Origin of the sequence: Rhizobium quercicola, assembly GCF_021168455.1 — a bacterium.
In the GTDB taxonomy this organism is placed as follows: Bacteria; Pseudomonadota; Alphaproteobacteria; order Rhizobiales; family Rhizobiaceae; genus Ferranicluibacter; species Ferranicluibacter quercicola.
The window spans coordinates 260491-286726 of the sequence record NZ_JAJOZR010000006.1 but is presented as its reverse complement, the minus strand read 5'-3'; the positions used below and the strand labels follow the sequence as shown (position 1 = coordinate 286726).

General features: G+C 59.1%; 22 protein-coding genes and 2 pseudogenes. 14 read left to right on the top strand and 10 right to left on the bottom strand.

Annotated features, from left to right (window positions below; genetic code table 11):
* The first annotated feature begins 41 nt into the window (after positions 1 to 41).
* The 3 genes and pseudogenes from LRX75_RS11465 (at position 42) to LRX75_RS11455 (ending at position 3458) form a co-directional block, all read left to right on the top strand.
* Positions 42 to 1286: an acyl-CoA dehydrogenase family protein gene (locus LRX75_RS11465; protein ID WP_231814450.1), complete on the top strand. Its 1245-nt coding sequence runs from the start codon at positions 42 to 44 to the stop codon at positions 1284 to 1286.
* A 15-nt stretch (positions 1287 to 1301) separates the two neighbouring features.
* Entirely contained in the window at positions 1302 to 2279 is a 978-nt protein-coding gene (locus LRX75_RS11460) for a ketopantoate reductase family protein (RefSeq protein ID WP_231814448.1), read from the top strand.
* 105 nt (positions 2280 to 2384) lie between these two features.
* Positions 2385 to 3458: pseudogene (locus LRX75_RS11455) on the top strand (LLM class flavin-dependent oxidoreductase).
* 33 nt (positions 3459 to 3491) lie between these two features.
* Here LRX75_RS11455 and LRX75_RS11450 read toward each other — a convergent pair.
* Complete coding sequence (locus LRX75_RS11450) at positions 3492 to 3650, bottom strand: hypothetical protein (protein WP_162743173.1); 159 nt, start codon at positions 3648 to 3650, stop codon at positions 3492 to 3494.
* Positions 3651 to 3858: 208 nt separating this feature from the next.
* Between LRX75_RS11450 and LRX75_RS11445 the strand changes: the two genes are divergently transcribed.
* Entirely contained in the window at positions 3859 to 5448 is a 1590-nt protein-coding gene (locus tag LRX75_RS11445) for an FAD-dependent oxidoreductase (RefSeq protein WP_231814446.1), read from the top strand.
* A 192-nt stretch (positions 5449 to 5640) separates the two neighbouring features.
* A complete protein-coding gene (locus LRX75_RS11440) occupies positions 5641 to 6111 on the top strand; it encodes a zinc-binding metallopeptidase family protein (protein ID WP_231814444.1) in 471 nt (156 codons plus the stop codon).
* On the opposite strand, the pseudogene LRX75_RS11435 reads toward LRX75_RS11440, so the two are convergent.
* Both LRX75_RS11435 and LRX75_RS11430 read right to left on the bottom strand, forming a co-directional pair.
* A pseudogene (locus LRX75_RS11435) lies at positions 6050 to 6194 on the bottom strand (IS3 family transposase); the annotation flags it as partial. The gene LRX75_RS11440 and the pseudogene LRX75_RS11435 sit on opposite strands and share 62 nt — an antisense overlap.
* 170 nt (positions 6195 to 6364) lie before the next feature.
* Positions 6365 to 7168, bottom strand: coding sequence for a hypothetical protein (locus tag LRX75_RS11430; protein ID WP_231814442.1), 804 nt, complete (start codon positions 7166 to 7168; stop codon positions 6365 to 6367).
* A 185-nt stretch (positions 7169 to 7353) separates the two neighbouring features.
* Here LRX75_RS11430 and LRX75_RS11425 point away from each other — a divergent pair, with 185 nt between their 5' ends.
* From LRX75_RS11425 to LRX75_RS11410, 4 genes are all read left to right on the top strand, one after another.
* Entirely contained in the window at positions 7354 to 8391 is a 1038-nt protein-coding gene (locus tag LRX75_RS11425) for a hypothetical protein (RefSeq protein ID WP_231814440.1), read from the top strand.
* Positions 8392 to 8765: 374 nt separating this feature from the next.
* Positions 8766 to 9716 (top strand): O-fucosyltransferase family protein, encoded by a 951-nt coding sequence (locus tag LRX75_RS11420; protein WP_231814438.1) that lies wholly within the window; start codon positions 8766 to 8768, stop codon positions 9714 to 9716.
* Positions 9713 to 11017 carry a fascin domain-containing protein gene (locus LRX75_RS11415; RefSeq protein ID WP_231814436.1) on the top strand — a complete coding sequence of 435 codons (1305 nt, stop codon included), beginning with the start codon at positions 9713 to 9715 and terminating at the stop codon, positions 11015 to 11017. The genes LRX75_RS11420 and LRX75_RS11415 overlap by 4 nt, the downstream gene beginning before the upstream one ends.
* A 45-nt stretch (positions 11018 to 11062) precedes the next feature.
* The gene (locus LRX75_RS11410) at positions 11063 to 11986 is read left to right on the top strand and encodes a glycosyltransferase family 2 protein (protein WP_231814434.1); all 924 of its coding nucleotides are present in this window, start codon (positions 11063 to 11065) and stop codon (positions 11984 to 11986) included.
* Positions 11987 to 12089: 103 nt separating this feature from the next.
* Here LRX75_RS11410 and LRX75_RS11405 read toward each other — a convergent pair whose 3' ends face one another.
* The 5 genes from LRX75_RS11405 to LRX75_RS11380 all read right to left on the bottom strand — a co-directional run bounded on the left by LRX75_RS11405 (position 12090) and on the right by LRX75_RS11380 (position 16007).
* Positions 12090 to 12437: a hypothetical protein gene (locus tag LRX75_RS11405; RefSeq protein ID WP_231814432.1), complete on the bottom strand. Its 348-nt coding sequence runs from the start codon at positions 12435 to 12437 to the stop codon at positions 12090 to 12092.
* Positions 12438 to 12644: 207 nt separating this feature from the next.
* Positions 12645 to 12821 (bottom strand): hypothetical protein, encoded by a 177-nt coding sequence (locus tag LRX75_RS11400; protein ID WP_231814430.1) that lies wholly within the window; start codon positions 12819 to 12821, stop codon positions 12645 to 12647.
* Between the two features lie 182 nt (positions 12822 to 13003).
* Positions 13004 to 14389: a hypothetical protein gene (locus LRX75_RS11390; RefSeq protein WP_231814428.1), complete on the bottom strand. Its 1386-nt coding sequence runs from the start codon at positions 14387 to 14389 to the stop codon at positions 13004 to 13006.
* A gap of 21 nt (positions 14390 to 14410) precedes the next feature.
* Positions 14411 to 15421 (bottom strand): nucleotidyl transferase AbiEii/AbiGii toxin family protein, encoded by a 1011-nt coding sequence (locus tag LRX75_RS11385; protein WP_231814427.1) that lies wholly within the window; start codon positions 15419 to 15421, stop codon positions 14411 to 14413.
* Positions 15414 to 16007, bottom strand: a complete 594-nt coding sequence (locus tag LRX75_RS11380) for a DUF6088 family protein (RefSeq protein WP_231814426.1) — start codon at positions 16005 to 16007, stop codon at positions 15414 to 15416. The genes LRX75_RS11385 and LRX75_RS11380 overlap by 8 nt, the downstream gene beginning before the upstream one ends.
* 557 nt (positions 16008 to 16564) lie before the next feature.
* On the opposite strand from LRX75_RS11380, the gene LRX75_RS11375 reads away from it, so the two are divergent.
* The gene (locus LRX75_RS11375) at positions 16565 to 16819 is read left to right on the top strand and encodes a hypothetical protein (RefSeq protein ID WP_110803020.1); all 255 of its coding nucleotides are present in this window, start codon (positions 16565 to 16567) and stop codon (positions 16817 to 16819) included.
* Between the two features lie 12 nt (positions 16820 to 16831).
* Here LRX75_RS11375 and traA read toward each other — a convergent pair whose 3' ends face one another.
* Entirely contained in the window at positions 16832 to 20383 is a 3552-nt protein-coding gene (traA, locus tag LRX75_RS11370) for a Ti-type conjugative transfer relaxase TraA (protein ID WP_231814424.1), read from the bottom strand.
* A gap of 208 nt (positions 20384 to 20591) precedes the next feature.
* On the opposite strand from traA, the gene LRX75_RS11365 reads away from it, so the two are divergent.
* From LRX75_RS11365 to LRX75_RS11350, 3 genes are all read left to right on the top strand, one after another.
* The gene (locus LRX75_RS11365; RefSeq protein WP_231814422.1) at positions 20592 to 20963 is read left to right on the top strand and encodes a mobilization protein; all 372 of its coding nucleotides are present in this window, start codon (positions 20592 to 20594) and stop codon (positions 20961 to 20963) included.
* Positions 20960 to 22633, top strand: a complete 1674-nt coding sequence (locus LRX75_RS11360) for a type IV secretory system conjugative DNA transfer family protein (RefSeq protein ID WP_231814420.1) — start codon at positions 20960 to 20962, stop codon at positions 22631 to 22633. Before LRX75_RS11365 ends, LRX75_RS11360 begins: the two co-directional genes overlap by 4 nt.
* A gap of 749 nt (positions 22634 to 23382) precedes the next feature.
* Positions 23383 to 24102: a hypothetical protein gene (locus tag LRX75_RS11350; protein WP_231814416.1), complete on the top strand. Its 720-nt coding sequence runs from the start codon at positions 23383 to 23385 to the stop codon at positions 24100 to 24102.
* 521 nt (positions 24103 to 24623) lie between these two features.
* On the opposite strand, the gene LRX75_RS11345 is transcribed toward LRX75_RS11350, so the two are convergent.
* A complete protein-coding gene (locus LRX75_RS11345) occupies positions 24624 to 24923 on the bottom strand; it encodes a DUF736 domain-containing protein (protein WP_231814414.1) in 300 nt (99 codons plus the stop codon).
* 790 nt (positions 24924 to 25713) lie between these two features.
* On the opposite strand from LRX75_RS11345, the gene LRX75_RS23290 reads away from it, so the two are divergent.
* Positions 25714 to 25842 (top strand): hypothetical protein, encoded by a 129-nt coding sequence (locus LRX75_RS23290; protein WP_269456161.1) that lies wholly within the window; start codon positions 25714 to 25716, stop codon positions 25840 to 25842.
* Positions 25843 to 26236: the final 394 nt, after the last annotated feature.

Sequence of the window (26236 nt, the reverse complement as noted above, 5' to 3'; positions counted from 1 at the left end):
ACCGGAAACCGTACAAACCAAAGCCAGAAAGCCCCGACCCCATGTCCGCGACTCCTCTGCATCGTCCCCTCCCCGCTTCGCAAGCCTCCGTCTCTGGGGTGCCGGCGTCCAGCCCGACCGTCCCCGACGCCACCGTCCGCGCGGTCGCGGATGCCGCGCCCGAGGCGGATGCCTCCGGCCGGTTCCCCTGGGCGGGTCTTCAGGCCGTGCACCGCAGCGGCCTTCTGGAACACACCGTGGCCACGCGCTATGGCGGGCCGGGCGGCACGCTTCTGGACGCGGCCACCATTCTTCGCGCGCTCGGCCGGGGCGATCCCTCCGTCGCCCTGATCAGCGCCATGACGCTCTTCAATCATCTGGGCCAGGCGGCCAAGGGCCACTGGCCGGAAGATCTCTACCGGCGGCTGCTTGCCCAGGCGAAAGATCGCCCGCTGCTCATCAACGCCGCCCGTGTCGAGCCCGAGCTCGGCTCGCCGGCGCGCGGCGGCCTGCCCGCGACCGTCGCACGGCGCACGGCCACCGGCTGGTCGATCTCCGGTCGCAAGCGCTTCGTCACCGGGGCCCATGGCCTGACCCACTTCCTTGTCTGGGCCCATACGGACGAGACGCCTGCGCGCGTCGGCACCTTCATCGTGGAAAACGGCCTGCCGGGCATCGAGGTCATCGAGAACTGGAACAGCCTCGGCATGCGCGCCAGCGGCTCGCACGACGTTGCCTACACCGACGTCGAGATTCCCGCTGAAAACGTGATCGATCTGGTCGATCCCTCCGTCGCCCAGCAGGACAACCGCGCCCATGCCGGCATGACGCTCGCGCTCACCGCGCTCTATCTCGGCGTGGCCGAAGCCGCGCAGGAGGCCTTCATCCGCTTTGCGCACACGCGCGTTCCCGCCAATCTCGGCCATCCCATTGCTCGCACGGAGCGCTTCGTCACGCTGTCGGGCGAGATCGACCTGCTCGTCTCAGGCGCGCGGCAGCTGATCTTCGACGCGCTCGCCCATCGGGGCGGGGAGACCGAGGCGCTGATCCGCGCCCGCCTGCTGGCCGGCCGGCAGCTGCGCGATGCGGTGCAGATCGCCGTGCGCGGCATCGGCAATCCGGGCCTTGGCGCCGATCTCGGCCTCGAGCGGCACTTCCGCGACATCCAGTCCGTGCTCGTCCACGCCCCGCAGGAGGATACCTCACTCTTGCTGCTCGGCCGGAGCGCCTTCGAGCGCTGGGCAAAGCAGGATGCGGAAGCCCCCGCGGCGGCCACGACGCCCCGCCCCGCCCTGAAGACCGCCTGACGCGAACGGACCCCCATGACCCGCTACATCATCATCGGCGCCGGCGCCGTCGGCGCGAGCCTTGCGGCCGAGTTCGAAACCCACGGCATCGCCTATGTCCTCGTCGGACGCGGCGCGCAGATCGACCATATCGCCCGGCACGGCCTGACCTATCGCCGCCCGCACGGCACGCGCCAGATCCGGCTTGCCGCTGTGGACACGGCGACGCCGCCGGCGCTGAAGCCGGACGACATCCTGGTTCTCACCGTCAAGACGCAGGATGTGGAGGCGGCGACCGCCTTCTGGGCGTGGCAGCCGGTGGAGGGCGGCGGGCTGGCCGCCGATCTGCCGCTGGTGACGCTGCAGAACGGGCTTGCGGCCGAGGATATTGCCCTGCGGCGCTTTGCCCGCGTCTATGCCGCCAGCATCAAGATCCCCGCGCGCTATACCGTGACCGGCGAAGTCGTCGTCGGCGGGGCCCCGAACCTCGGCATCGTCACGCTCGGCCTCTACCCGCACGGGCTCGACGACACCGCCCATGCGATCGCCGCCGACCTCGCCACGGCGGGATACCTGACGGAGGCCCGCGCCGACATCATCCGGTGGAAGGCGGAAAAGCTGATCTTCAACGTGATCAACGCCGCCGAACTCTTCGACGCAACGCCGGAGGCGCGCGCCGCCTTTTCGGCCCGCGTGGCCGAGGAGGCCCACGCCGTGTTGCAGGCCGCCGGCCTCGATCCGGCTTCGCCCTCCGAGCGCACGGTCGATATCTCCGGCTGGTCTGTGGCCGAAGACAGCGGCATCGAACGCGGACAGCAATCGACATGGCAGAGCTTTACCCGCGGCACCTCGAGCGAGGTCGATTACCTCAACGGCGAAATCGTCCGCCTCGCCCGCCTCCACGGCATCCCCGCACCGCTCAACGCGGCCCTGCAACAGGCGGTCGGCCGGCTGGTGCGGGATGGCGGGCGGCCGGGGTCGGTGGGGCTTGATGGGGTGGAGGGTGAGCCGTGAGCCGTGAGCCGTGAGCCGGATATAGGCAGTCGGCAGTCGGAAGAATGGGTAGCGAAGAGCGAGTCGTGGAAGCCTTGGGATGTTGCTGGGCTTGAAGGGGATGTGATGGGGGTTGGCGGCGAATATCTCTGGTATATTCCGAACGATACCCGGGCCGGGCATCGCGGGGATGTGGCGGTGAAGGGGCATGACGGTCTGTAGGCCCTGACGGCGCAGGCGACGGGGCTGGAGGCGGCGGGCTGGACGGGCGCGCTGATCGGCACCGGCTGGGGCCGGCCGGATACCTTCACCGTGGCGACCGCGCTCGTGGCGCGCACCACGACGTTCGAGCCGCTGATCGCCGTGCGTCCCGGCTACTGGTCTCCCGCCCATTTCGCGGCCTCGGCCGCCACGCTCGACGGTCTGAGCGGCGGCCGCGTCCGCATCAACATCGTCTCCGGCCAGGACGATCTGGCCGCCTATGGCGACAGCGAGGGCGACCAAGACGAGCGCTACGCGCGAACCCGGGAATTCATGCGGCTCGTGCGCCGTCTCTGGACGGAGGAGGATGTGACCCATGCCGGCCGGTATTTTCACGTCTCGCGCTCCACCGTGCAGCCGCGCATCCGCGTGCGCGGCGACCGCCGTCACCCCAGGCTGCATTTCGGCGGCGCCTCGGCCGCCGCCGAGCGGGTGGCGGCGACGGAAGCCGACGTTCAGCTCTTCTGGGGCGAGCCGCTCGCGGATATCGGCGCGCGCATCGCGCGGCTGAAGGCTCTGAGCACCCGTCTCGACCGCGGCCTGCCGCCGCTCGCCTTCGGTCTGCGGATCACCACGCTGATCCGCGACACGCGCGCGCAAGCCTGGGCCGATGCGGAGGCCAAGGTCGCCCGCATGGCAGCCGGCACGGCGGGCGACTGGCAGGATCATCGCACCGTCGTCGCCCACGGGCAGCAGCGCCTCAACGACCTCGTGGCGCGTGGCGAGGTCCTCGACGACAATCTCTACACCGCCCCCGCCCGCCACGGCGGCGGCGGCGCCGGCACCACCTGGCTCGTCGGCACCGCGGAGGACGTCGCCGGATCCTTACGGAAATACGCGGACCTCGGCATTTCGCAGTTCATCCTCTCCGACACGCCCTATCGCGCCGAGAGCGAGCGCCAGGGCAGGGTTCTGCTACCGCTCATGCGATCGCGCTGAGGCTGCCCGCTCACCTCCGGACAGGCAGGTCCTTCAATCCTTGCCGAAGCCCGGAAAAAGCTGGCGCAGGGCAAGCTGCAAGGTCGTATAAGGACGGCGATAGACGTCGACCGCCTCCCCCGTCTCCGCCTCCGCAAGCGCCGGGCCCTGCGGCCGCGTCTTGACCGTATGCGTCATGATCATAAAGCTCATTTCGTTCTCCGGTTCGATGTGTCGATCGTTTCGTCTCAACTGTCCCGCGCCCGATAAGATCCGAAGGCGTCACCCGGAAATCACCAACGCGGCACGTCGGTTAACAGATACTGTCGCAAAGGCGGTGTGCGCCGACGCCGGGGCGATTACGATTGTCACAACTTACGAATATCGCTAAGGAGACGCAGGTTTCGACGGGAGCGATGTCATGGGTTGCAAGGCTGCAGGTATCAGACTGGTCAGCGGGGCTTTCGCCATTTTGCTGGCTTTCGGTACAGCCGAAGCTTACGCAGCCTGCCAGCGCGCCGATGTCGTGGTCTATGGTGGAACGCCCGGCGGGATCGCCGCGGCCATTCAGGCGGCCCGCCTGAAGAAGAGCGTCATTCTGCTCGAACCGACGCTTCATGTGGGCGGCATGATGTCGAGCGGCTTGACCAAGACCGACGCATCCCCCCGCAAAAACGTCTATGGCGGCATCGCGACCGAGTTTCTGAACAAGGCGAAAGCGCATTACGGCACGTCGGATTCCATCCGGATCTACTTCGAATCGAAATGGGCGGAATCGACGTTCAATGCGATGCTGACCGCGGCAAAGGTCAAGGTCGAGCTTCAGCAGCGCATCCTCAAGGCCGCGCGCGCCTCCAAGGCGCTGACCGAGATCACCATGGTCTCGGGCAAGACCTATTGCGGAACGGTTTTTGTCGATGCCAGCTACGAGGGCGATCTCACGCTGAAATCCGGCGCGCAGACCATCGTCGGACGGGAAAGCCGCGCCAAATATGGCGAGAGCGCTGCCGGCGTCCAGAAGCTCAAGCGGCCGGAAGTTGACGGAAAGACGATACTGGTCGATCCCTATGTCGTCGCCGGCAACCGCAACAGCGGCCTTCTGCCGGGCGTGATCGATGTCGGCCAGAAGCCGCTCGGTTCTGCCGATACCAGCATGATGGCCTTCAACTACAGGCTCTGCGTGACGGAAGACGCCGGCAACCGGATCCCCTTCACACAGCCTGCCGACTACGATCCGCTTCGCTACGAGACGACGGCACGGTTTCTGCAGGCCCTGAAGACCGCGGGCATCGGCGTGGATGCGGCGCATTTCATCGGCCATGGCTCGACGGTCGAGGGCAAGCTCGACGTCAATTCGACGCCCTATTTCTCCACCAATGTCTGGCATATCGGCTACGACTATACGATCGGCACGGAAGCCAAGCGAGCGGAGATCCGGGCGCGCGTCCGCAGCCACATCACCGGCCTGATGTGGTTTGCACAGACGGATCCGCGCGTTCCCGCCCACATCCGTCAGTATATGACGAAGTTCGGCTACTGCGCCGACGAGTTCAAAGACAATGACGGCTTTCCCTACCAGATGTATGTCCGCCAGTCGCGGCGCCTCGTCGGTCAGTTCGTGCTGACGCAGAACGATCTCCTCAAGAAAGCGACCTACACCGACGCGATCGGCCTCGGCTACTACCCCATGGACGAGCATGGCATGATCAGAACGGTTCTGGGCGGCTTCATCGCGGAGGAAGCGCGCGACGGCATCGGCGTCGGCCCCTACCAGATTCCCTACCGCACCATGCTGCCGAAGACTGCGCAGGTGACCAATCTCATTGTCCCCGTCGCCCTCTCCACAAGCCATGCCGCCTTCACCTCGGTGCGCGTCGAGCCGACGTTCATGGTTCTCGGACAGGCCGCAGGCGCCGCCGCTGCGCTTGCGCCGGGCGGCAAGGTCAGCCAGGTCAACATCGCCAAACTCCGCAGCACCCTGTCAGCCGCCGGTCAGATTCTGAAATTCTAGTCCAGCCTCGACGGAATCGTAAATTGATCCAATCTCGCCCTTACCGACAAGGAAAAAGCGTCCGACGGAATGTTGGAGCCAACCTCACAGCCGATAACGGAGCCAGCCGTGAATGCGACCACGCATCTCGCGGAAAGCACTGTCTTGAGCATGGGAAAGGCTCGGGGAAACGCTAGCTAAGCGTGCTGGTCCTTGTTCGCTGGCACGCCTCTGCCCGCCCGTTGTGAGGCGACGGACGGCAATAACGAAAACACCGAGATCAAAAAGCAGATGCGCGTCATCGCGGGAGGCACCGCCCTCGCCTACAACGTCGCGGTCAACGTGAAGCCTGCGCGCAACGTCGTACCACTGCTCAACGGTCCCGGGCTGGTCGAAGAAGCCTTCGCTGCCCGGACGATCTTGCCGGAGGAACCCTTCAGCACGGCGCGCGAACCTATTACGGGGAGGGAGGACCTCACCCGCGTCCTGAAGCATGCGCCGAGAGTCTTTGTCTTTCTCGGGAACGGCAATTCTGCGCTGTTCCACAATTCACGCTACGACTTCGACGACAGTGGCCTGATCCATGGGGTCGACTTTCATGCCGCGATCGCTCATCGAAAACTTCCGATCTCAGAGCCTTCAGTCGGCGCATCTCGTCGGGCAGAGGACCCGCATACTTCTTGAGCCAATCTAGAGGCGTCGCCTGCCTGATCCCTGCCTTCCGGCAGACCAGTAAAAGGCACGCCGTCGTCGCCCTGCTTCAAAATGAACGCCTTCTAAGCGTCCGAAAACTTCGATGCTTTCATGCTTCCGCTTCTTCTCCCAGCCGGGAAAATACCGCGGATAACTCCGGTTATAAATGGTCCAGTTTTTGGGGATCAGAGCGCTCCTGAGATAGCATGCAAATGAGGCCCTATGGTTGTTTTAGTTTTTATGCTCAGAGTAGTTTAGCACGCTGCGGTTCCACTATATTCCACATCCCCGTTAGCACCTTGTGCGCCTCAAGCATTTCATCTAGTTGCACGGCAGGTTGCGGCGGAAACTGGTAAAACTCGTATCGCGCATCATCGACGGGCAGCAGATCTGTTTGATTGATTTGACGGTTGAATAGACCCCACACCGGCAAGATGATCTTTTCTGCGCACGAAAGCCAAGATGCTAACCAAGCAAAGCTGCTGATAGGGACAACAATATGCTTAGAGCGACGGATCGTTTGAAAATCCTCTATAACTCCCTGATGTGGGAGAAACGTCGAATCAGGAAAGCGTTCTCGTAAAGCTCGAACGTAAACGTTATCCGCCGTCTCGCCTATAAAGAAAGGCTTAAGCCCGGTGCGTTCCGCCACATCTGCGTAGAATTCGACAGGTATTACAGTATAGTGTGGGTTGCGCGCATCCAAGATTTCATTTGCTCTGACTGGGCAAACAAGACAATCATCAGGCAATACCACCCCTGGAACATCGGGCCTCGAGAACAAGCTTCTGCATGAGTCGAGATCAGGGAAATTCTCCAATCTCTGGCCGTAGCCGGTCCAATTAAACCTATCGACGTATCCCCGCGCGGCCAGGTCCATCATTCGTGGCAAATCAAGGTGTTGTTCATCAGGAATTTGAACGACACGCTCACCATGCTCCGCTTCGATCTCAGGCAATTCTATTCCCCAGTAGGGCATTGAAATATTCGAGATGCGCAACCCAGGGATAAGTTGCTGCGCCCTGACTGCACCCATGTATTTGATCATCAGATTAGCGTAGCGAGTAGGATTCCCCATATGGAGAATTGGAGCCGGGTTTCTCATTTCAGGCCTTTCAGGGAGTTCCAAGCTTGTTTAGAGCTAGGTTCGCCTCGACGTCAATCGTCAACGATCTAGTACTGTCTGTCAGTCAATCCTGACAACCGCACCGATGAAACTGGAAAAGGGATCGCATGCTAATGAAAGACAGACGCCGACAAGTCCGCCTCTTGATGTTCGGCGCACTGCTCACGTTAGCTTCACCGGCGCAAACTCATGCAGATCAACTCCTCGATTTAAACAAAGCCGAAACCGTAAAGTCAGCCACCGCGGGCGAAGAGCTAATAGGGGATCCTACATTCTCCGCAGGTTTCTCAGCTACACCGAAATGTAATAGTCCGACTGAGCGAGCATGCGCTGACGACAAGCGCTACCGCCTAAAGTTGCCATCCTACCCCAAACTTGCCGCGATCAAGCCCGTGTGGGAAATTAGACAGTGGGGAAGTCGAAGCAGTTTTCTTCCGGAAGCAAAAAAGTTTGGCAGTGGATATGGGTGGGAAACACCTGACAAACGTCTTGTCGTGTATCCCGATGGCGCAATCGAGATGGCGGTAAATGGCGATAGCGAGATGGAAGGACAGTATGACAACAAGCGCCCTTCAAAACCCAGCTTGATCGCCGGACAGACAATTGCTGCTCCAGGAGACTATAGTCGAGACACCGGCTCACTCCACGAGATGAGTCAGCTTATCTTCAATCTTGATTTTCGTCTTATGTACGAAAATCAGAACAAGAAGAATGGCTACGATCCTAAGTTAAACGCCTTCAGTTTGCCGGTTAATTTTACAATACAAAACCTCAACAACAAAAGCTCGGGCTATGGGCAGTATGTTTGGCTCCAGATCAACCCGTACGATGATCGCCATGAAAAGCCCATCAGAAGCTCGGATGAGTCGATGGTTGACTATGGAACAAAGATGCTAATTTACTTTGTACCGACCGATAGGTTGACTGCGGAAAACTCTCACAGTGGAGAATGGATTAATCTACATGGAGATATCTTGCCGTACGCCATACGCTCGGTTCAGATTGCAGCAGATAGAGGCATATTAAAATCCGGAGATCTCACAGACTACAAGATTGGCGGTGTAAACATTGGTTATGAACTAACAGGACTAAATATTACCACTGTAATGTTCCGCAACCTGAGCCTTAAGAAGAAGGGAAAATAGTACATTAGAAGTACGCCACTGAATTTTCCGCACGATGGAGCAATTTCGCGAAAAAGTCTTCAGAAAAGCTGAAGTTTAAAACCATCTCCGTGTTCAAGTAGGAGCTCCAAAGCATCTAACCGGGCCCTGGAACCCTCGACGAACCCATTCCACAAAATGTTTTCGCCTCCCCACCCAACCCGAATTGGGCTCGCAATCTGAAGGATGTTCACGGTTATACAGCTCGAGGATCCTTACTTCCTCGTCGACTCTCGCTCGCTCTATCGATGGTTGGACGCAGTCAGGCGCTATTTGCCGAAGCTGTGGCGGAGAGACGAGAATAATCATATACACAGGAAGCCTAGAACAGGTTTCGAGACGGCAGTGGAGACGATATGCTTTTTGGCTATGACTGGAACGATGGCGGCATCAGCAACCAAAAGTTAGCTTTGGCGGGTCTGGTAATTGAGGCATCTCGCAACGGCGCCGACATCTATCTACCGAAGATCTACAGCAAAGATATCAGCGACCGGCGCTCAGGCGTTTTTGCCTTTGAGAGCGTCTTCTGGCGTGAGCCCTTCGAGGAATTCGCGAGCCGCTGGAACGTTAAAATTGTACCTGAGCCCTCTGATGCTGTTTACGCTGACAGGATCGAGCGATGCGGCTGGAATTTCTTCAATTCAGGAGCGTGGAATGTTTCCCACTTGCGCGTCAAGGGGCTTGACTCGCGCGATATCACTTCGGACTTTTTCCGCTCGCTCCGGCCCCGCGTCGCGGACTCGCTCCTCTTTGCCCGGATTGCCTCGTCCGTGTTCAATGCGCACAACATCGATACCGTTGTACAGACGAGATATGAAGAGGACTGGAGGATTCATAGTCAGTACACGCTTGAGCCCGTTCTCGGAAGTGGCGAGGACTTTTGCATTCCTCCAGACGCCATCATACACAAGGTCGCATCGAGCTTCTCTGACAAGCCTGGGATGATCTACATTTCCTGCGATGAGAAACACATGCCAATGTCTAAGGCGGATACGAAACGTGTGGTGTTCGAGAGGACCGGCATCAGCATTTTGTGGAAAAGCGACCTCCTAACAGAAGAAGAACACGACGATATGACGCCACTCGATGCGTCGCTTATTGATTTCGAGTTGGCGAAGACTGCCGAAAGGTTCGTTGGGCTTAGCCGCTCAACCTTCGGTAACTTGGTGACCTTCGAACGATTTTCGACTGCCTACCGCAATCGAAACGTGGACTTCATCTACAATCTACCTGGGGAGCAGCTAGGCCGGAGGATCGACGCCGGCACTGCCGACGACCCGCGCATTGCTTGCGGTCTCGTCGAATGACATCAATCGTTTACGAGGATGACGAGCTTCAGGCATTCTGGCTCGATGGTCCGTCCGACTTTCTTCTAATTGCCTTCGGTGACCTCGTGTCGATGGCCAATGGCGAAAGCTTCTCCGTGGAAGTTCCTGCTACGAAATCTGGGATCGCGTGTCTCGGTATCATGGCGAAACGTCCGAACTGGTACCCTCGCGAAAACATGCGTAAACTAATGTTCGCTGTCTCTGCACTCGTCAATCGATACAGCGAGCGCGTTTTGTATGGTGCCTCGATGGGCGGCCATGGAGCGCTAAAGGCTAGTCATCTTATGCAGGCATCAACGACGATAGCCTTGTGCCCGCAATGGAGTATCAATCCAGCAGACCAAACAACCACTGGCTTGGGCTGGCCGGAGTACTACAAGCCTGAATTGATGGCTGATATGGCGATCAAGAAAGAAGATCTAAGCGGAGCGATCTTCATTATATCCGACCCTGGCGAGACGAGAGATGAATTCCACCGGCAGCAAATTTGTCTTCGCTCAGTCAATGTACAACGGGTGGATGCGTACTTCTGCGATCACAACGTCACACCTGTCCTTTCTGGGACAACAAATTTCGTAGAGATTATAACGCTCTGCCGCACTAAAGAGGCATCTAGGCTACAGGCAGTTGTCAACCGTGTCAGACGTCCGCATTTCTTTCGGAAAAAAGCTCTTATCGAAAAGGGACTAGTACGAAAGCGACTGTTGACCATGCGTGTCGGCTTACACGCTATCGCGACTGACCCACTCGTCGATGAGATCATGCGGAATCTGCCAGATGACTTAAAATTTTCTGTTGCGTCGGATACTACAGTATCACAGTTACCAGCTTTCTCCGCCTTCCTCCTTAACAAGGAGACTTCCGTTATTGAAAAATTAAAGAGATCATTGGCGATTTTTGATCAAAATAGCATAAATATCAGCCTTATCACTCCTTTCGGTACAGACGTATACTACGAACACCATTCACAGGAACTTCTACACTCACCGTCTGACCTAAGAACAACCGGCTGTACGCCAGTTAAACTGTTCCTTCGAGACACGCGGTTAGAAATTTTTGTCGAAGGGCGTTTTGCAAAGTTGCGCCTTCCACAACTCAAAGCGGGCGAAGCCGGAAATGAGCTTGATTTCGAAATGCGGGAGGCGCCTCGCGGTCGTGTTGCGTTGGTTAGGAACGGTCGATTTCTCAGCGCGGATCCCTCTGGAACGATCTCTTGCGACCGCAAGGAAGCCTCACAGTGGGAGTTTTTCGAAGTGAGGGTGACAGCCGCTCTTCGGTAGACTAGGGAATACGCAATGCAATCCGCTTGGAAGCGAGTTCTATCCATGGTTTTTTCCCCGTTGTTCGGCGGCCTTCCTGCTACCGGCACCTTCCCTAACGAGTTTGAGCAGGGTGTTCTCTCGAGTGAGCAAATTGCGAACGGTATAACAATCTTTGCGATTGCAAAGAATGAAAGTCGCTATTTAGTTGAATGGCTGGCCTATCACTTAGCCATCGGTGTTGATCGAATCCACGTCTACAGCAACGAGTCCGAAGATAATCAAACTCAAAAACTTGACGCGATCGCCCGCCAGGATACGAGAGTCTCTTGGCAGGAGTGGGCTTCTCATCCAGGCGTGTCCCCTCAGATTTCCGCATATAACGATGCTTTAAAAAGAGTTTCCACGCCTTGGGTGTGCTTCATCGATATCGATGAATTTCTGGTCCCGTTGGAAGATGGCACGATTACCGATTGGCTTGCCACCGTTCCCTCCGATGTTTCCTCTGTCCATATCAATTGGAGAGGGTTCGGATCAGCCGGTGTCCAGTCGGCAGATTACGAGCTTGTAACGCGGACCTTCAACATGGCTGCGCAAGTCGGCTGGGGAAATCACCATCATTTTAAAACGATAGCGCGGGCAAAACTGGCAACAGAAGCTTTGATCCACAATGTATTCACATCAAGCGGCCGACGCACCGTTTCAGATTTTTCTGACTTCGAAACGGTGAATAACGGCCTTTCAGACAGGATTGTCTACCACCGTATCCAACTCAATCACTATCAGTGCAAGACGTTCGAAGAATTCGCAGCGCGTATGCGCCGAGGTGACGCGAACGTGCCGGAAGGTCCTGGAAAAGTTCGTGATGGTAGCGCGGAGCGTTTTGCACAGCTTGATCTAAACCACGAAGAAAACAAAGCTATTCGGCGCTTCGACGGCGAAGTCGACAAGCAGTTTGAGTGGCTGCGGTCCATAACTTCGCGTATCTGATGTCACGAAAGTTTTTAATGAACTGAACCACCCCGAGAGGGGTGGTCTTTTCGTTCTTGATTGAAAGGTAGGTCTACCTAGTGAAGCACTCGTGGATTCTTATCTAGCTAAAGGTTCTTCCTTCTCTGTAACCTGCTTCTCGGAAGTGCCTGCGAGCGATAGCTTCCGGGTCGCTCTCCTTCTTGAAATGCGCTAAATCATCGTGTGAACTGAGGTATAACTCCCAGTTAAAACTACCGTATCCAGGGAACCGACCTTCCTTGAGACCGACATTTCGAAAGTGCGTCAGCCCATCCTTATACGCGCCGTCTTGGACGGCCTTTCGTACATCAGGGTTTGCATCGAGATAGTCATCCTCGTCAAAGAGACTAAAAGCACGAACTTTTGCCTTCAGCCTATCGAGCTCTGACTCGAGATGTTCGGTGTCAACCGATTTTGCTTTGAAAAACATGGGTTCCGTCCTCTGCAAATTCCTCCCGTCGCCTGAATATCATCTTGCCTATTCAGCGGAAAGTTATCTAAGGTTGCGCTTACGTTTTGACGATTCCGGACATCGAAAAGATGAAGGACGCCACGTTCGATGCAGGAGAATAGCTCGGCTCGCGCTCGCCAGACACGTCACATTGCACGAGGTTCTCATCTCCGAAGGTTGATTTCCTCAGGACAAAGCCACCTGCCCCGAGACAACCACCCCCGCCGCAGTCTTCGCCGTGATCTTGAACTTGCCGTTCTCCTGATCGTACCAGAAGGTCAACTCGCCATTCACCAGACCGGCCGCCGCCGGCGCCGTCGTCTTGCGCGTCATCATGTAACCACCATAGTTCACTCGGCTCACCACTGGGTCGCCGTAGTCCAGTATCTGGAAAAGTCGCCGCTGCCCGCTGCGGTCTCCTGGCTTAACTGCGCCACAGGTACCGGCTCGTTAGACGGGCATATTGCTGCCGGGTGGTTTCAGTCCAGGCCATCGTGCTCTCCATCGAAATTCCGCAAATCTAAAGGAACCACAACTGGCTGAAATCATACATCTCTTTTCGGCGCAGCCTCTGAACGATCAAGAGCGAAACTCAACGTTTCATAGATTTTGCCTAGCGTTCCGTCTTTGCGGAAGCGCTTTCCCGATATGACAAACGTGATGCTTTTGTCCGTTGAGTAGAGCGAAATCGACTCTGACGAAATACGCAATAGCATACCATTCCGCTGTGAGGTGACTGTATCGCCAATTGTGACGCCGAGAACGGCTTGCGCTAGCTGGGATCGCTCAGCTTCGAGCTGCTGTTCCCAGTGCTCCAGATCAGTTTCGATGTGCGCAAACGCTTCGCGGGCGGCTTGGAACGGCCGCTCGGTTCCAAACCAGATACGGTCAGCCATGGCCAAGATGTCATTCGGAATGGACCTGTCCATGGCATAAGCTGCTTTCACCATCATCTCGTAAATCCGCTCAGCCTCATCGAGCGCGTTCAGACGCGACCGATACGGTTTTACCCTGGCCTCGGGAATCGTCAGTGGCAGAGCTTTGCTCTCGTCGCCATCGAGAAAATCGATTGGCATGACGTCACGCAGCTTGACGTTATTCGTGGCGTGACGCTCTAGAGGATTCTCCTCGTTCCAGGATCGTCGATACCATTCTATCCAGGCTGCCTCCGGCGATATGCATAGGTAGCTATTCAGTACGAAATCTGACTCTGGCTGGTAGAGATGGGTACTCGACCATGCGTGGTCTGCCGCTGACAAAGGCATCACCACATGGCTAAGATTTTGATTTCGCGCGATGGCCGCAAGGGTTGCTATTCTTGCCTGAAGTTCAGCCGTCCACCTGACGAACACGATCGGGCCGGCTGCCGAGAAGGAGTGGCGTTTCTTTTCCGTCTCGAAAGCCAACAGTTGAGGACGGGCAATCGGCATCAATCGTTCAACGAGTTTACCGACGCTTGCCCGGACGGACGTTCCCCAGGTAACCTCGACCCGACCGCTTTCTGCCCATTTTTGTCCCTGACCCTGGATCAAGAGCAGCACTTGCGCGGCTACATCCTGATCGAGGGCGGAGATATGCCTCAGGCGGGAGGTGTTGACCTGATGTCCGACGCCACGATTTCGAAGTTCGTCCAGGGCGGCTTTTACGAATTTCGCTTGAAGCTCCGTAAAATGTCCGGCGGTGCGGGCTTGCAGCGCGCTTTTTCGTTTCGCTTCCAGTTCCTCCCGAAACGCTTTCAACGCGGGTCGCCGCGGCGTCTGACCGGCCTCGACGCGCGCCCAGTACCCTCGGGAAGGCTTTGGGACCTGCAATTTTTGGCAAAGCTTTCCGACTGCGACGTCGGAGATACCAAGCTCTATGGCAATCTCGCTGGTCGGGCGTTCCCACACCATCGCGAACAGCTCTTCTCTCGACATGTCGCGCTTTGCCATTCGAAAACCCTTGAGCAATTCTCAGGCTGCGGAATTAGCTGTCCGGCAGATGGCAGCACATCGTTCCAACAACGCATCGAACGTTTCGGCATCATCGAGAAGAAGGCCGTCATCTACCATCCTGGCGTAATCTTCCTGGAGAGCCTTCTGTCCGGCGCCGACCGGCGTCAGTTGAAGGTGGCCGTTTACTGCTGCCTCGTAGTCAATCGGCGATCCGTCGCTTTTCTCAGCAAAAAACATCGACTTATGCTTGGCAACTGTGTTTGCGAGTTCGCGGTCAGAGATGGCGCCGTTTGCCAAGCCAAGGTCATCGAGCCGCACAATATCGTGCCAGTGTCGCGAGAACCTCTCACCGCGAAGCCTTTCCTGCAGGCAGAACACATGGATTGCAGTTGCCTTCTCCCAGAACGTCCGCTCGGCGTGCATCACGTTCGGCGCTGTCGTCGGAAAATCGACCCCGTCAACGAGACCGGCCGCGTCACAGGTAATGTTTCGAAGGCTGGCCGGTTCTCCGGTGGATCGAGCTCCGAACTCCAGCATGACGCTGGGTGCGACATAGCCAGATCCTGAGCTGATGGCCTGGTAGTCGATGTAGAGCCTGTCGGCTTCGATCCGGAACTCTGCGGGGACTGACTGTCTCTGGAGTTCTGCGGCGATAACTGGCGCGACTGTGTCAGCGACCCAGATCGGCAGTCGCCGTCGCACCTCGCTCGACCAGCGCTTCTCCTCGCTGCGGGTCTTCGGCAGCGCATCTTCCTGATCCCCGACAAGATCGGGGGCAAGCGCGCGGATGTCGTATGTGAGGTCGACATCTTCCGAGAACCTGCGGATCGCACCGTAGGCTTTCGACAACGAGGTGCCGCCCTTGAAGACGAGGCTCTTTCCAAGGGCTGTTGCGTAAAGCGTCTGCAGCGCCCACACGACCCAGACGTCCTTTTCGAGCAGGTGTATTGGACGCTTCGATTTGTCTGACGCGATCGCCAGAACCTCACGCTTGTCGTCGATCGAGAGTTGGAGGAAGTGATCAGCCATGGGCGGCCTTTCCCACGCTCCGCGCAAGCCACGTCGGAAACTGGTGTGCTGCAGCGACGAGTTCGGTAAAGGCTTCAGGTGAAAGTTTCCGCTTGATGCTTGAGAGCGCCTCTTCTGCTCTTTCCGGCCCCAGCCACGCGAGCGCGCGTACAGCAACCCCCGCCGGCCGGTTGGCGAGCGAAAGCTGCCAACGAGGAGCATGTTTCAGCTCAACCTCCTGGCTTCCGACACTCATCGTCCGGCTGCGGCCGGAGGTCAGATAAATAGAGCGAACAGGGACCTGGGTCGTCAGCCCGAGGGCATTGGCAGCCGCTGCTCCGTTTGAAACGATAACCTCGCCACGTTGATGTGCAACTGCCGCGACGGCTTGCTCGACAGTCGGTGGCCTGCTTCCGAACCGGCTTTTGATAGCCTTCATGTAAATACCACGTCCCGCTCTGATCAGCTCTCCACGCTCATGCAGACGCGACAGCGCCTGGTCCACAGCAGCACGATTGCCGAGATGCAGCAGGCTTTTCGCGGACAGGGCGGCACCCTCTGGCAATTGCTCAGCATATCCGAGAATTTGAGATGTAAGGTGCTGCATGGCTTTCTCCTGTCAGAAATATATGCAGTTTTCTCACACTCTACAAGCGACGTCACAAGGGCAGCTGTCAGGCAGCCTGCTCGATCTGTAAGAAACGCCTCTGCCGGTACTGGTGCTGCCAACCTTTGGCAGCACCGTGGTCAGCCCTACGGCGTCGGCGGCGTTATCGACATTATGTTGGTCCAGCGCCTGGAAGCTCCGCATCTGTCGCTGAGCCTTGACCTCTTCGCTTACATGATCATCGTGCCGCGATCATTCTCATCGTTTGCACCTGCCGTTGGCCCACAGCAACCACGAAGCAACGCCCCGGGGAAGCACCGATCTCGCAACATGTCTCGCACTGCGACGCTAGCAGAAATCCAGACGTCGAGAGGCCGTTTGGCGAAAATGGAATGGTTATCTCCAATTCAACATCGGGTGGCCTTCCTTTCCCAAAAGCCTCTACTTGCGCCTACCTCAAATTCGCGCCAGTATGTGAACAAATAGCTCTTCTAGATGGCAAGCCGCGCCAACTCAGCTGATCTTCACCAGTAGCCAGCCGAAGGAATGAATGTGCGATGCTGAAGACCGACACCCGTCAGGCAAACTGGCGCCGGGCCAATCCGGCAAAGTATGATGCGCATCTGGCCGTGCAGCGAGCCGTCAAGGCAGGCGATCTTGCCAAACAACCCTGCGAGGTCTGCGGCATCGACACGGTCGACGCCCATCACGACCAGTATGACGACCCTCTCGACGTCCGCTGGCTCTGCCGCCGTCATCACACTCGCCTGCATCACTATGGCGAGGACATGTTTCCGGTCCGGACCGCATGACCGCTCACCATCCTACCGGCTCAACCCGAGCCCCTTCGTTCGGCTGAGCTGCTGCTTCAACGTATGATCCCGCGTGAGCTCCGCCATGCGGGCGCGCTCCACGATGCGGGCAACGCTCTTGATCGTCTCGGCCTGTTTTGCGAGCTCAGGCCGCTTCTCAAGCTCGGGGGCAAAGTTCCGCGGATCGGAATGCCCGAACCGAAGCGTGAGCGCATCGGCCACTCGCTTTGCCTCTTCCAGCGCGATCCTCCCCTCCGGCGTTGACCGCAACTGATTGATGAGCGGACCCTGGTTGTCGATCGCTGTCTTTTCCACCTGGGCAATGAGCTCGAAGCTGCGAGGTGTCAGGCCGGGCACCTCGACGCCATCGCGTTTCTCCCGCTGCCAGGTTTCCGATGCCCGCTCCGCATCCAGGCGCCGTTCCCAGGCTTTCGAGACGTGGCCGATATGGGCGGCCACCGCCTTTGCGATGTCTCTCGCCTGTCTGCGCTCCCTGTTTTCCCCAAGCAGCCCCGCCTTGCCGCGGAGCTCCCCGAACCGCTCAGGCTGTCTGGCCATGATCGTCGCGAGTTCCTCTCCCCTCTTTGCTTTCTCGGTGATGCCTGCGCGCAGCTGGCGTGTGACAGTTTCCGGATCCCGGAACACCTGCTGCACGAGCGACGCGACGGTCCCGAACCTCTGCTCGTCCACCGATGTGGCCTTCTCGCGCGCGACGTCCTCGATACTGCGGTCGTAGCGGGTAATGGCGGGCACGAGGGGTGCTGGGCGTTCGGGCATTGTGGCGTGCTCGGTCCGCCCCCTGGACGCATTGTACGCCTGTCGCGCGATGCCGGCACGATCCACCACGATCTCGCTGCGAATGCCATCCTTCTCCACGATCCCCCGGCGATGGGCGAAGTCTCTGGTGTAGTCGAGCGTCGTTTCCTTGACGCCCGAGCGGCTGAGCCGCTCCTCGAGCTGCCGGAATGCCAGATCCTCCCCGGTGAGCACCCGCCAGCGGTTGCGTGTCACGGTGCTTCCATCGGGAAGCCGAACCGGATCCGAGCCGACGCGCTCAAGCCGTATCGCTGCACCTACCTCTGGCGCTGCGGCTTCCATCGCGCGTTTGAGATCCGTGCCCCAGACCGTCTGCTTTTCGCCTTTGTCCGTCTCGATCGTGACGAAGGTGCTGTCGTGGTTTTTGGGATCATGGGCATAGGGTGCTGTACCGAACGCCACCAGCTTACCCGTCCTGGCGTCTGTGAACGCGTCCTGGCTCGCATAGAGCTGGACGCTGTCACGATGCCGCGTCATGGCGACATAGGTCAGGTGACGGTCCATCGTCTTCGAGGCCAACACAAAGGCACGATCGACGGTGGCGCCTTGCGTTTTGTGAATGGTGGTCGCATAGCCGTGGTCAAAGGACTGATAGTCTTTGGTCGGTATGGTGACGATGCGGTCGTTGTTCTGACCGCGACCAGCACCACCGTCGAGCTGCACCTGGAGTGCGTCCGGCTCGACGGTCCGCACGGTCCCGAGCATCCCGTTCTTCACGCCGAGATCCCGATCGTTTTCCAGAAACACCAGCCGGTCGCCGATTGCAAAGGCGCGCCGACCGTTGCTCGTCTGGAACGACAGCTCACCATTCTCCTCACCACGCGTCAGACGGCCCCTCTCCTGAAGCGCTGAACGGATATCGGCGTTGATGGCGGAGACGTCGGCGCGGCGATGCGCCATGGCAACCCGGCTGCCCTGCGGCCGGGCTTCCAGATCCGCAATGGTGTCGCGCACGATGGCGGACCGCGCATCATCCACCGTATAGCTGAACCGGATGTCGCCATGCCGCCGATACGCCGCCAGTCCCTCTGCCGTCTTGTGCGTGGCAAACGACACGGATGCTGCGCGCTGCCAGTCCACGCGCTGACGACGGATGTCGGAGAGCTCGGTGTGCCCGATCTGCTCGGCGATCGCCCGGAACGGCGCGCCGGCTCCGATCGCCTGCAGCTGTTCGTGGTCGCCAACCAGGACGATCTTTGCACCGCGCTGCTCGATCTCGCGCAGAACCCGAGCAAGCTGGCGACTGCCGACCATGCCCGCCTCGTCGATCACGAACACGTCCCGGCGGCCAGGCAGCTGACGATCGTTCTGCCACCGCATCTCCCAGGAGGCGAGCGTGCGGGAGGCAATGCCGGACGACTCTTCCAGCCCTTCCGCCGCTTTCCCCGATAGTGCCGCACCATGCACCTGATAGCCCTGGCGCTGCCAGGCTTCCCGCGCGGCCGTCAGCATGGTCGACTTGCCCGCACCGGCATAGCCGACGACAACCGCAATCCGCTCAGGCCCCGTGACATGTTCGATCGCCGCTTGCTGCTCTCCGGACAGTCGGGCGGCGTGGAGGCGCCGGTCGCGCTCCGCGGTGTCCAGCTCGCCACGCTCGACCTTTGCTTCCGTATCGCTGGCAACGCCTGCTCGAAGGGCTTCATTCTGGCGGCGGATCGCATGATCGACATGCGGACGATCGACGCCATGCGTGCGCGCTGCCTGCAGCCTTTCGGCGCTCTTTGCCATCCCGCTTTCCATCTCGACCATCTCGCGCGTCGAATAGCGCGCGAGCGCAATCCTGCCGGTCGCACGATCCGTTCGTTCCGGCTGCAACGCGACCAGCGCCGGCGAGGCCATGACGGTTGCGAACGCGTTCCGGAACGCCTGGGCATCGTCGTTGATGTACCGATGCAGGGCACGCGCGACATCGTGGCGATCAAAGACGCTCTTCTCGCCTGTGATGATCGCCAGCACCTCCTCCGGTTTCTTGCGAATGAGATCGGCGTTGCGCCTGGCTGCATCCTCATCCAGTCGCGCGCGCGAGATATCCTGGCCGCGGCGTTGCATCTGTGTCGCGTGAACGCCGGCATGTTCGGTCGGCGTGATCTCCAGTCCCCGTTCGACATGGCTGCGATGATCGACCCGGATGTCGAGACCGGCCCTGGCCAGATGGTGATTGGTCATCTGCTCGAACGATTGCCTGATATCGCGAAGCTGCATCTGCGATGTGGGAAGCCCGTTCGACAACAGCCATTTGTTCTCCCGCTCGATCGCCGTCTTGTCGCCAAGACCGCGCTCGGTCACCTCTCGCGTCGTCATCAGGAGATGCGCATGATGATTGCGCACATCGCTGTCTGGATGTGGACGATGCACGGCAAAATCCACAGCCGCGCCATAACGGTCCGCCAGCGACTGGGCGAACGTCCGCACGAGCTCAATCCGCTGCTCAGCCGATAGCTCGTGTGGAAGGGCCACTTCGAACTCGCGGGCAACGCGGGCATCCTTGCGGTTCTCGGCTGTCTCGGCCGCGTTCCACAAGGCCGACCGGTCCTGCGCCCATGCGGCATTCACGCCCATGGTGCCGGCGCCCGGCTCGGGCAGGATGATCTCGGCATGCTCGACGCCCTGCTTGGCGCGGAAGTCGTGGGTCAGGCCATCGCGCGCGTTGGTGAGCTTTTCGGCCGCGCGATAGGCAGCCGAGGCCACCGCGCTGCGGCCGCTGCTGCGCGCGATCGGCTTCATGCTGCAATGGTAGATCGCCATATCCGCGGTCGCCTTTCCCGATGCGCCATCGGCCACTTGAGTTGCGCAGCAACTCGTAAGTGCGCCCTTGTGCCTCGTTCGCTTCGCTCTCTTCGTACGGGATCTCACAGGGTGCCGCTATTTGTAGGATTCACCAAATTGCCGATGCGACAGCCGCTCCGTAGCCTCGCTGCTGATGTGGAAGAACCGGATCAGAAAGGATGTCGGCATGGCGCGAAAGAGCATTGGGGAACGGCTGGCCCAGATCGAGGCCCAGCGCAAAACGCTCAAAGCCCGCTTGGGAAAGCAGGAGCGATCGGAGGAGACAAGGCGCAAGATCCTGCTGGGCGCACTGGTGCTCCACCGGCTTCAAACGAGCGGCAACAGCGCGTTCACACGGCAGCTCGATGACTGGCTGAGACGTGAGCTGCCAGGCTTCCTGACACGCGAGGCCGATCACGCGCTCTTTGCCGATCTGCTGCAAACGGATCCGCTTCCATCAAGCCCGCTTGCATCAGATCAAGTGACGACATCCTCTACGACCACGGGCAGCAATGGCGCGGACAGGCACGGTGAGACGGAAGGCAAGGTGGCGCCATGAACAGGATGACCCGCACCTTTGACGCCTTCGGCAACATGATGCGGCACGTGGCCCGTGATCCGCTCTGGGCAATCGTCGCCCTGATCGCGGCACCCTTCCGCTATTGGAAGATGGTCGCAAGGGCCGCCGTCTATCTGATGATCGTTCTCTTCGCTGCGGTTGTCGCACGTGACTATCTGCTACGGCTTGCCGGCAGTGTGACGCATGACGCGCTCTGGTATCTCGGCAACATCGTTCTGACCCTCTTTGCGTTCGCCTTCATGTTCCGCGTGATCAGTGAACCGTTGATCCTGCACTTCGGCTCGAGCGACAATGCCACGCACGGCTCGGCCCGCCTTGCAAACGCCAGAGACATCGCGCCGCTCATCAAGGCGCCCTCGGGCTTGCTGATCGGACGCGATCCGCGCACGGGCAAGCTTCTGCGTTATGACGGGCCGGCCCATCTCCTCACCATGGCGCCGACGAGGTCCGGCAAGGGTGTCGGCACCATCATTCCAAACCTGCTGACAGCGGATCGCTCGGTGATCTGCATCGATCCGAAAGGCGAGAACGCGATGGTGACAGGGCGTGCGCGTGAACGCTTCGGACCGGTTCATGTTCTCGATCCCTTCGGCGTCACCGGTCGACCGTCATCGACCTTCAATCCGCTCGACCAGATCGATCCCGACAGCGTCGATGTCGCCGAGGACGCAAGCACGCTTGCCGATGCATTGGTGTTTGACGAACCGGGCCTGTCCGGCGAGGCGCACTGGAACGAAGAGGCAAAAGCCCTGATCGCCGGTCTGATCCTTCACATCGTCATCAACGAGCCGCTAGCCCGGCGAACGCTTGCCACCCTGCGCGACAGTCTGACCCTTGATCCCGGTGCCTTTGAAGGGCTTCTCAAGACCATGCAGGCGTCCGCCAGCGTCCGTCCTGCCGGTAACCTTGTTGTGCGTGCCGCCAACCGTCATCTTGCCAAATCCGACCGCGAGGCGGCCGGTGTTCTGTCATCCGCCCAGCGTCACACGCACTTCCTCGACAGTCCGCGCATGACGGCTGTACTCGCACGATCCGATGTCCGGTTTGCCGATCTCAAAGCGGGCCACGCCACGGTGTTCCTCGTGCTGCCGCCGGATCGGCTTTCGGCCTATTCCCGCTGGCTGCGCCTGCTCGTGACCCAGAGCCTCACGGACATGGCGCGCGATCGGAAAAAGCCGGATGTCCCCGTGCTTTATCTCCTCGATGAGTTCGCAAGCCTTGGGTATCTCGCGCCCGTCAGCCAGGCCATGGGATTGATGGCCGGCTACGGCGTCCAGCTCTGGCCAATCCTGCAGGACATCCATCAGCTGCGCGCCACATACGAGAAGCGTGCCGGCACGTTCCTGTCGAATGCCGGCGTCCTCCAGGTGTTCGGCGTCAACGATCACGACAGTGCCCGGTTGATCTCCGATCTCCTTGGACAGGAGACGGTCGTCTTCCAGACGATGGGACGCAATCTCGATGCGAGCGATCCTGGCATCTCGCTCAGCCAGCAGCACACCGGCCGTGCCCTCATGACACCTGACGAGGTGCGCAATCTGCCAAATTCGGTCGAGCTTCTGTTCCTTGCCGGACAACGTCCGATCGTCGCGCGCAAGCTCGTCTACCATTCCGATCCGGAGTTCGCAGGCGCGTTCGATCCGGCATGAGAAACGAGTTCGACGACATCGCGAGAACGCTGATCTGGGCGGCGGGCATGGTGTCGCAGAGCGGGCCGGAAGATCGACGGCGGATCGCTCAAACATATCGGTAGGCACAGGAGCAGGTCGCGGTTTCACGACCGACAATGGCGATGCACGGCCTCGGATCGTGGCCTGCTTGGAAGTGATCGAGGTTCACGAGGCATGAGAGGATTTTACCGGCGCTGGGTGGCTGCTCACCGCGATCCAGGAGCAAGTTAAAGAACATAATCTGCTTGGCTGCCAGGCGCTCCGCTTTCTGGTTGATGATGTTCTGGGGACGTTGAGACTGGTAGAGATGACCGTCCATTGAACAGAAAGAAAGCATTGTCAGGTGACGGTGGACTAGGTGTCGTCTCTTCCTCTGCGGTGCATTGGCTCTGAGAAGCGAACGCCTTCCCCTCCCCCGTTTTCGGGGATGAACTCCAGGCCAGCTGCTTCGAACGCAACGCGGATTGCCTCCAGTGTTGCGTCGTATGCCGGCTTACCGGCTTCGATCCGTGTGATCGTAGCAGCAGTAATGTCCGCCCGAGCTGCCAGATCACGTACACCCCATTTTAGGGCTGCGCGGGCCATTCGTACCTGTGAAGCACTCAGCACATTATAGCCTTGACATAATCTAGTTTTGATTCAAAGTCGGTCCGATAATGCAGCCAGGCTGGGTGCTCGTAACACCCGGCCTGGCCTGACCACAACCCAAGCTATCAGGAGCTCGGATCATGGCTGATTCTGAGAATAGCAGAACTCTGCCCGAAATTTCGATTGAAAAGAGCGCCCCGACAAGCGGCAAGGCTTACGACGCGCCGACCATCATTACGCGACGAAACCTTCTTTCACACACAGCGCGAGTTTTGCAGCAGCGCTTCACCGACATGCCGCCACGGACCGAGAGAGGGCCTGCTCCGGTAAGCGAAATCTGGTTACGTTGGTGGAGCCTCCATCAGCAGCATTTTCGCCAAAGTCGAAGAGTACGGACGCTGCGCGACAGGCTAGTGGCAGACCTTGATGGCTATCCGTCTGTCGCGATCGACGGACTTGAAGGTGAGCCGCCTCAAATTGCGACGACATACGCGGAGATCCGACACCTGTCCTCAAGGATCGGCGCCAGGCGGGTCGACGCCGCACTGTCAACGCTACGGCAAAGGCGGCGAGCTTGGAAAGAAGCCGACGCTCGCATCGGGTACAGCGCTGCTCTTAGGCGGGAAAGGGAGCTCGATCGCTCTGCGAGTATTTCGAGCAACGTATTGCTGCTGATGCCACCGTCCTGCCTCATGGAGGTCGCTGCCAAGCTTCACTGCCTGCTCGCGCTGCACGACCCGAGGCTCGAACATCAGCATGAGCCCTGGCTGCACTTGCGCAGGATGCTGAGGGAAATTGTCGAGCTTCGGCAACGACCGGATTATAGCGCTAAATCCTTGATCGAGCATGCCGGGTCCTAGTACCGTAAGAGCGTTGTAATAACCGTTTCACGTCCGGAACGGGACATTAATCCTGCTATGGCGGCTTCACCGCAACGTAGGGGCTTAGGTGCTGTCTCATGCCTCGGGAAAGTCCGGACACCGTGAAGTCGTCGGATGTCCGCACTGCATCGGCGCATGATCGAGAACACTCGATCTTTGCGGCGCGAGCGGTAAACTGACAGTCGCTGCGGACCGGTGTCATGCGAGGTCCCAGTACCAATAAGCAGCAGCTGGGATTTCGTGTATGCCGTAATCCAGCACGAATCACCGAGCTCGACTGGGATGTAATCGCGCTCGGTCTCGTGCGCTTGCTTTTGCAAGCCTGCGCCGGATTCGACATTTTGCGGTGCATCGCAAAACGTCGCTTAGGCTGAGAAGGTGATGATGCAGAGTGTCGGTCTTTGACGGCCGGATTTCCCGGTGATTCTGTGGTTTTCTTTCTGCATCATTGCGCGAGAGGAGGTAAGCGCCCCGCTTTGAGCGGAGCGCCGTGGAACCGGTCAGCGTGACCAGATGAGCTTGTGCTCGCCTTTGTCGCCTTGGACGAGGAAGGCGTAGACGGGCGCCGTGAAGGACGGATCGTCGAGCTTGAGCGAGAGGTACTCTACGCCCGTTTCGCGGGCTGTCCGGCTCCAGCCTGCTCCGAACTCGACACCCGTCGCTGTAACCCGGAAGTCAGGTGCGCGGTCGTTGTCGCGGTCGCAGGGCTTGATGTATGCCTTTACGTTGAGGGTGAGTGTCTTGATCGTGCCGTTGTAGGCGCCGGTCTCGTCGCGGGTGAAGGTGCCGATCTGAGCCATTGTCGTATCTCCTGAGGTTGTTCGAAGCCGCCCAATGCGGCCTCGATGGCGGTCGAGAGGCGACGGATTGGACGGAATGCATCCGCAGGACCGCAGCGTTAGCGAAGGACGGTGGCAGCCGAGCTTGTTGGCTCGCGAGGAATGACCGCCTGCGGTCAGGGGAAGAAGGTCGGCGAAGCCGTTGCAGAACAAGGCCGGTCCGGTGCCAGACCAGCCCAAAAGAGAGGCCGTATTGATGGCTTCGCGCCGTCAGGGGAGAACGACGTGAATGATCGATGTTTCTTCATCAGCATGATCAGCGCCGCCGCCGGTGCGTCACCCCTCCCGGCGTCCCAGCTGCCGTCTCACCAGACCTAAAACACATCGCGCTCGTCATGGTATCGAGACCATGCAGAGAGCACTATGAGATGGAGCGGACAGTCCGCTTGCGGGTGCCAAACTTCACTCAACAGCACGCCGTTCGGAGCGCGTTGCTTATCCCAAGCCCGACAGCAAGGATACTATTTGGGCGTCTGGCGCCTTGCACCAGCCGCGCCTAAGTTCAGGAGGGACCAACGCCTCGACCGCTCGCAGCTTTCTAACGGGTCCATGCGCACGACCTCGGTCGTGCGAAAGTCGGCACGGCCCATGCGGCGCATGCCGTTTGCCGCTAACTCCCATCGTCACCATCCTGAAAGGGATCTATCAGAGGAAGCCCTTGGAGCTCTCTCACCTTGTTTGCCGTCGCAAGACACAGTTGGCTCCATAACTGTTCGATGACTTCGGCACTTTCAATGAGCGGGTCGTCGTCATGGAGCGCTGCATACATATCGACAATCACACCATCAAATCGGGTTGCGAGGTGATCGACGTCGTTGCGGAGGATTGTGGCAACCTCAACGCTCAGGTCTCCATGCTCAAGAAGGCGCGCCACATGTAGCGACTTGCTTCGGAAAATCTCACTTTGCTCATGGAGCGTTGCGATCCAGTCTGCGGCCACGACCTTCCCTCAGCACATTCTCTGAAAGCTCCAGCTTGGACGAGAAAGATTAGAAGTCAACGCCATCTCTCTGTTTAAGGAACCTAGCTGCATCACTCGAGGGACAAACTATCTAGGCACGCCATCCCGAGCCAAAACGGAGACAGGCATGCGGTACGAACCCGGAATGGCTATTTTCTTCGACGTGTTTTCGTAGTCGGTGATGGTTTCATTCAGTTGTAAAGAATATACCCTTTCGAGACCTTACACCGATCAGAAGATGCCGTTCCGAGCCGCGGAGCAGTTCTGTCGCGATAAAGGATGGCCCGACCCGCTAGAAAATGAGACTGTCTGA

Excerpts from the sequence above, each read along its gene's own strand:
- LRX75_RS11465 (WP_231814450.1), top strand. The coding sequence starts at position 42 with ATGTCCGCGACTCCTCTGCATCGTCCCCTCCCCGCTTCGCAAGCCTCC.
- LRX75_RS11460 (WP_231814448.1), top strand. The coding sequence starts at position 1,302 with ATGACCCGCTACATCATCATCGGCGCCGGCGCCGTCGGCGCGAGCCTT.
- LRX75_RS11450 (WP_162743173.1), bottom strand. The coding sequence starts at position 3,650 with ATGAGCTTTATGATCATGACGCATACGGTCAAGACGCGGCCGCAGGGC.
- LRX75_RS11445 (WP_231814446.1), top strand. The coding sequence starts at position 3,859 with ATGGGTTGCAAGGCTGCAGGTATCAGACTGGTCAGCGGGGCTTTCGCC.
- LRX75_RS11430 (WP_231814442.1), bottom strand. The coding sequence starts at position 7,168 with ATGATCAAATACATGGGTGCAGTCAGGGCGCAGCAACTTATCCCTGGG.
- LRX75_RS11425 (WP_231814440.1), top strand. The coding sequence starts at position 7,354 with ATGCTAATGAAAGACAGACGCCGACAAGTCCGCCTCTTGATGTTCGGC.
- LRX75_RS11420 (WP_231814438.1), top strand. The coding sequence starts at position 8,766 with ATGCTTTTTGGCTATGACTGGAACGATGGCGGCATCAGCAACCAAAAG.
- LRX75_RS11415 (WP_231814436.1), top strand. The coding sequence starts at position 9,713 with ATGACATCAATCGTTTACGAGGATGACGAGCTTCAGGCATTCTGGCTC.
- LRX75_RS11410 (WP_231814434.1), top strand. The coding sequence starts at position 11,063 with ATGGTTTTTTCCCCGTTGTTCGGCGGCCTTCCTGCTACCGGCACCTTC.
- LRX75_RS11405 (WP_231814432.1), bottom strand. The coding sequence starts at position 12,437 with ATGTTTTTCAAAGCAAAATCGGTTGACACCGAACATCTCGAGTCAGAG.
- LRX75_RS11390 (WP_231814428.1), bottom strand. The coding sequence starts at position 14,389 with ATGGCAAAGCGCGACATGTCGAGAGAAGAGCTGTTCGCGATGGTGTGG.
- LRX75_RS11385 (WP_231814427.1), bottom strand. The coding sequence starts at position 15,421 with ATGGCTGATCACTTCCTCCAACTCTCGATCGACGACAAGCGTGAGGTT.
- LRX75_RS11380 (WP_231814426.1), bottom strand. The coding sequence starts at position 16,007 with ATGCAGCACCTTACATCTCAAATTCTCGGATATGCTGAGCAATTGCCA.
- LRX75_RS11375 (WP_110803020.1), top strand. The coding sequence starts at position 16,565 with ATGCTGAAGACCGACACCCGTCAGGCAAACTGGCGCCGGGCCAATCCG.
- traA (WP_231814424.1), bottom strand. The coding sequence starts at position 20,383 with ATGGCGATCTACCATTGCAGCATGAAGCCGATCGCGCGCAGCAGCGGC.
- LRX75_RS11365 (WP_231814422.1), top strand. The coding sequence starts at position 20,592 with ATGGCGCGAAAGAGCATTGGGGAACGGCTGGCCCAGATCGAGGCCCAG.
- LRX75_RS11360 (WP_231814420.1), top strand. The coding sequence starts at position 20,960 with ATGAACAGGATGACCCGCACCTTTGACGCCTTCGGCAACATGATGCGG.
- LRX75_RS11350 (WP_231814416.1), top strand. The coding sequence starts at position 23,383 with ATGGCTGATTCTGAGAATAGCAGAACTCTGCCCGAAATTTCGATTGAA.
- LRX75_RS11345 (WP_231814414.1), bottom strand. The coding sequence starts at position 24,923 with ATGGCTCAGATCGGCACCTTCACCCGCGACGAGACCGGCGCCTACAAC.
- LRX75_RS23290 (WP_269456161.1), top strand. The coding sequence starts at position 25,714 with ATGGAGCGCTGCATACATATCGACAATCACACCATCAAATCGGGTTGC.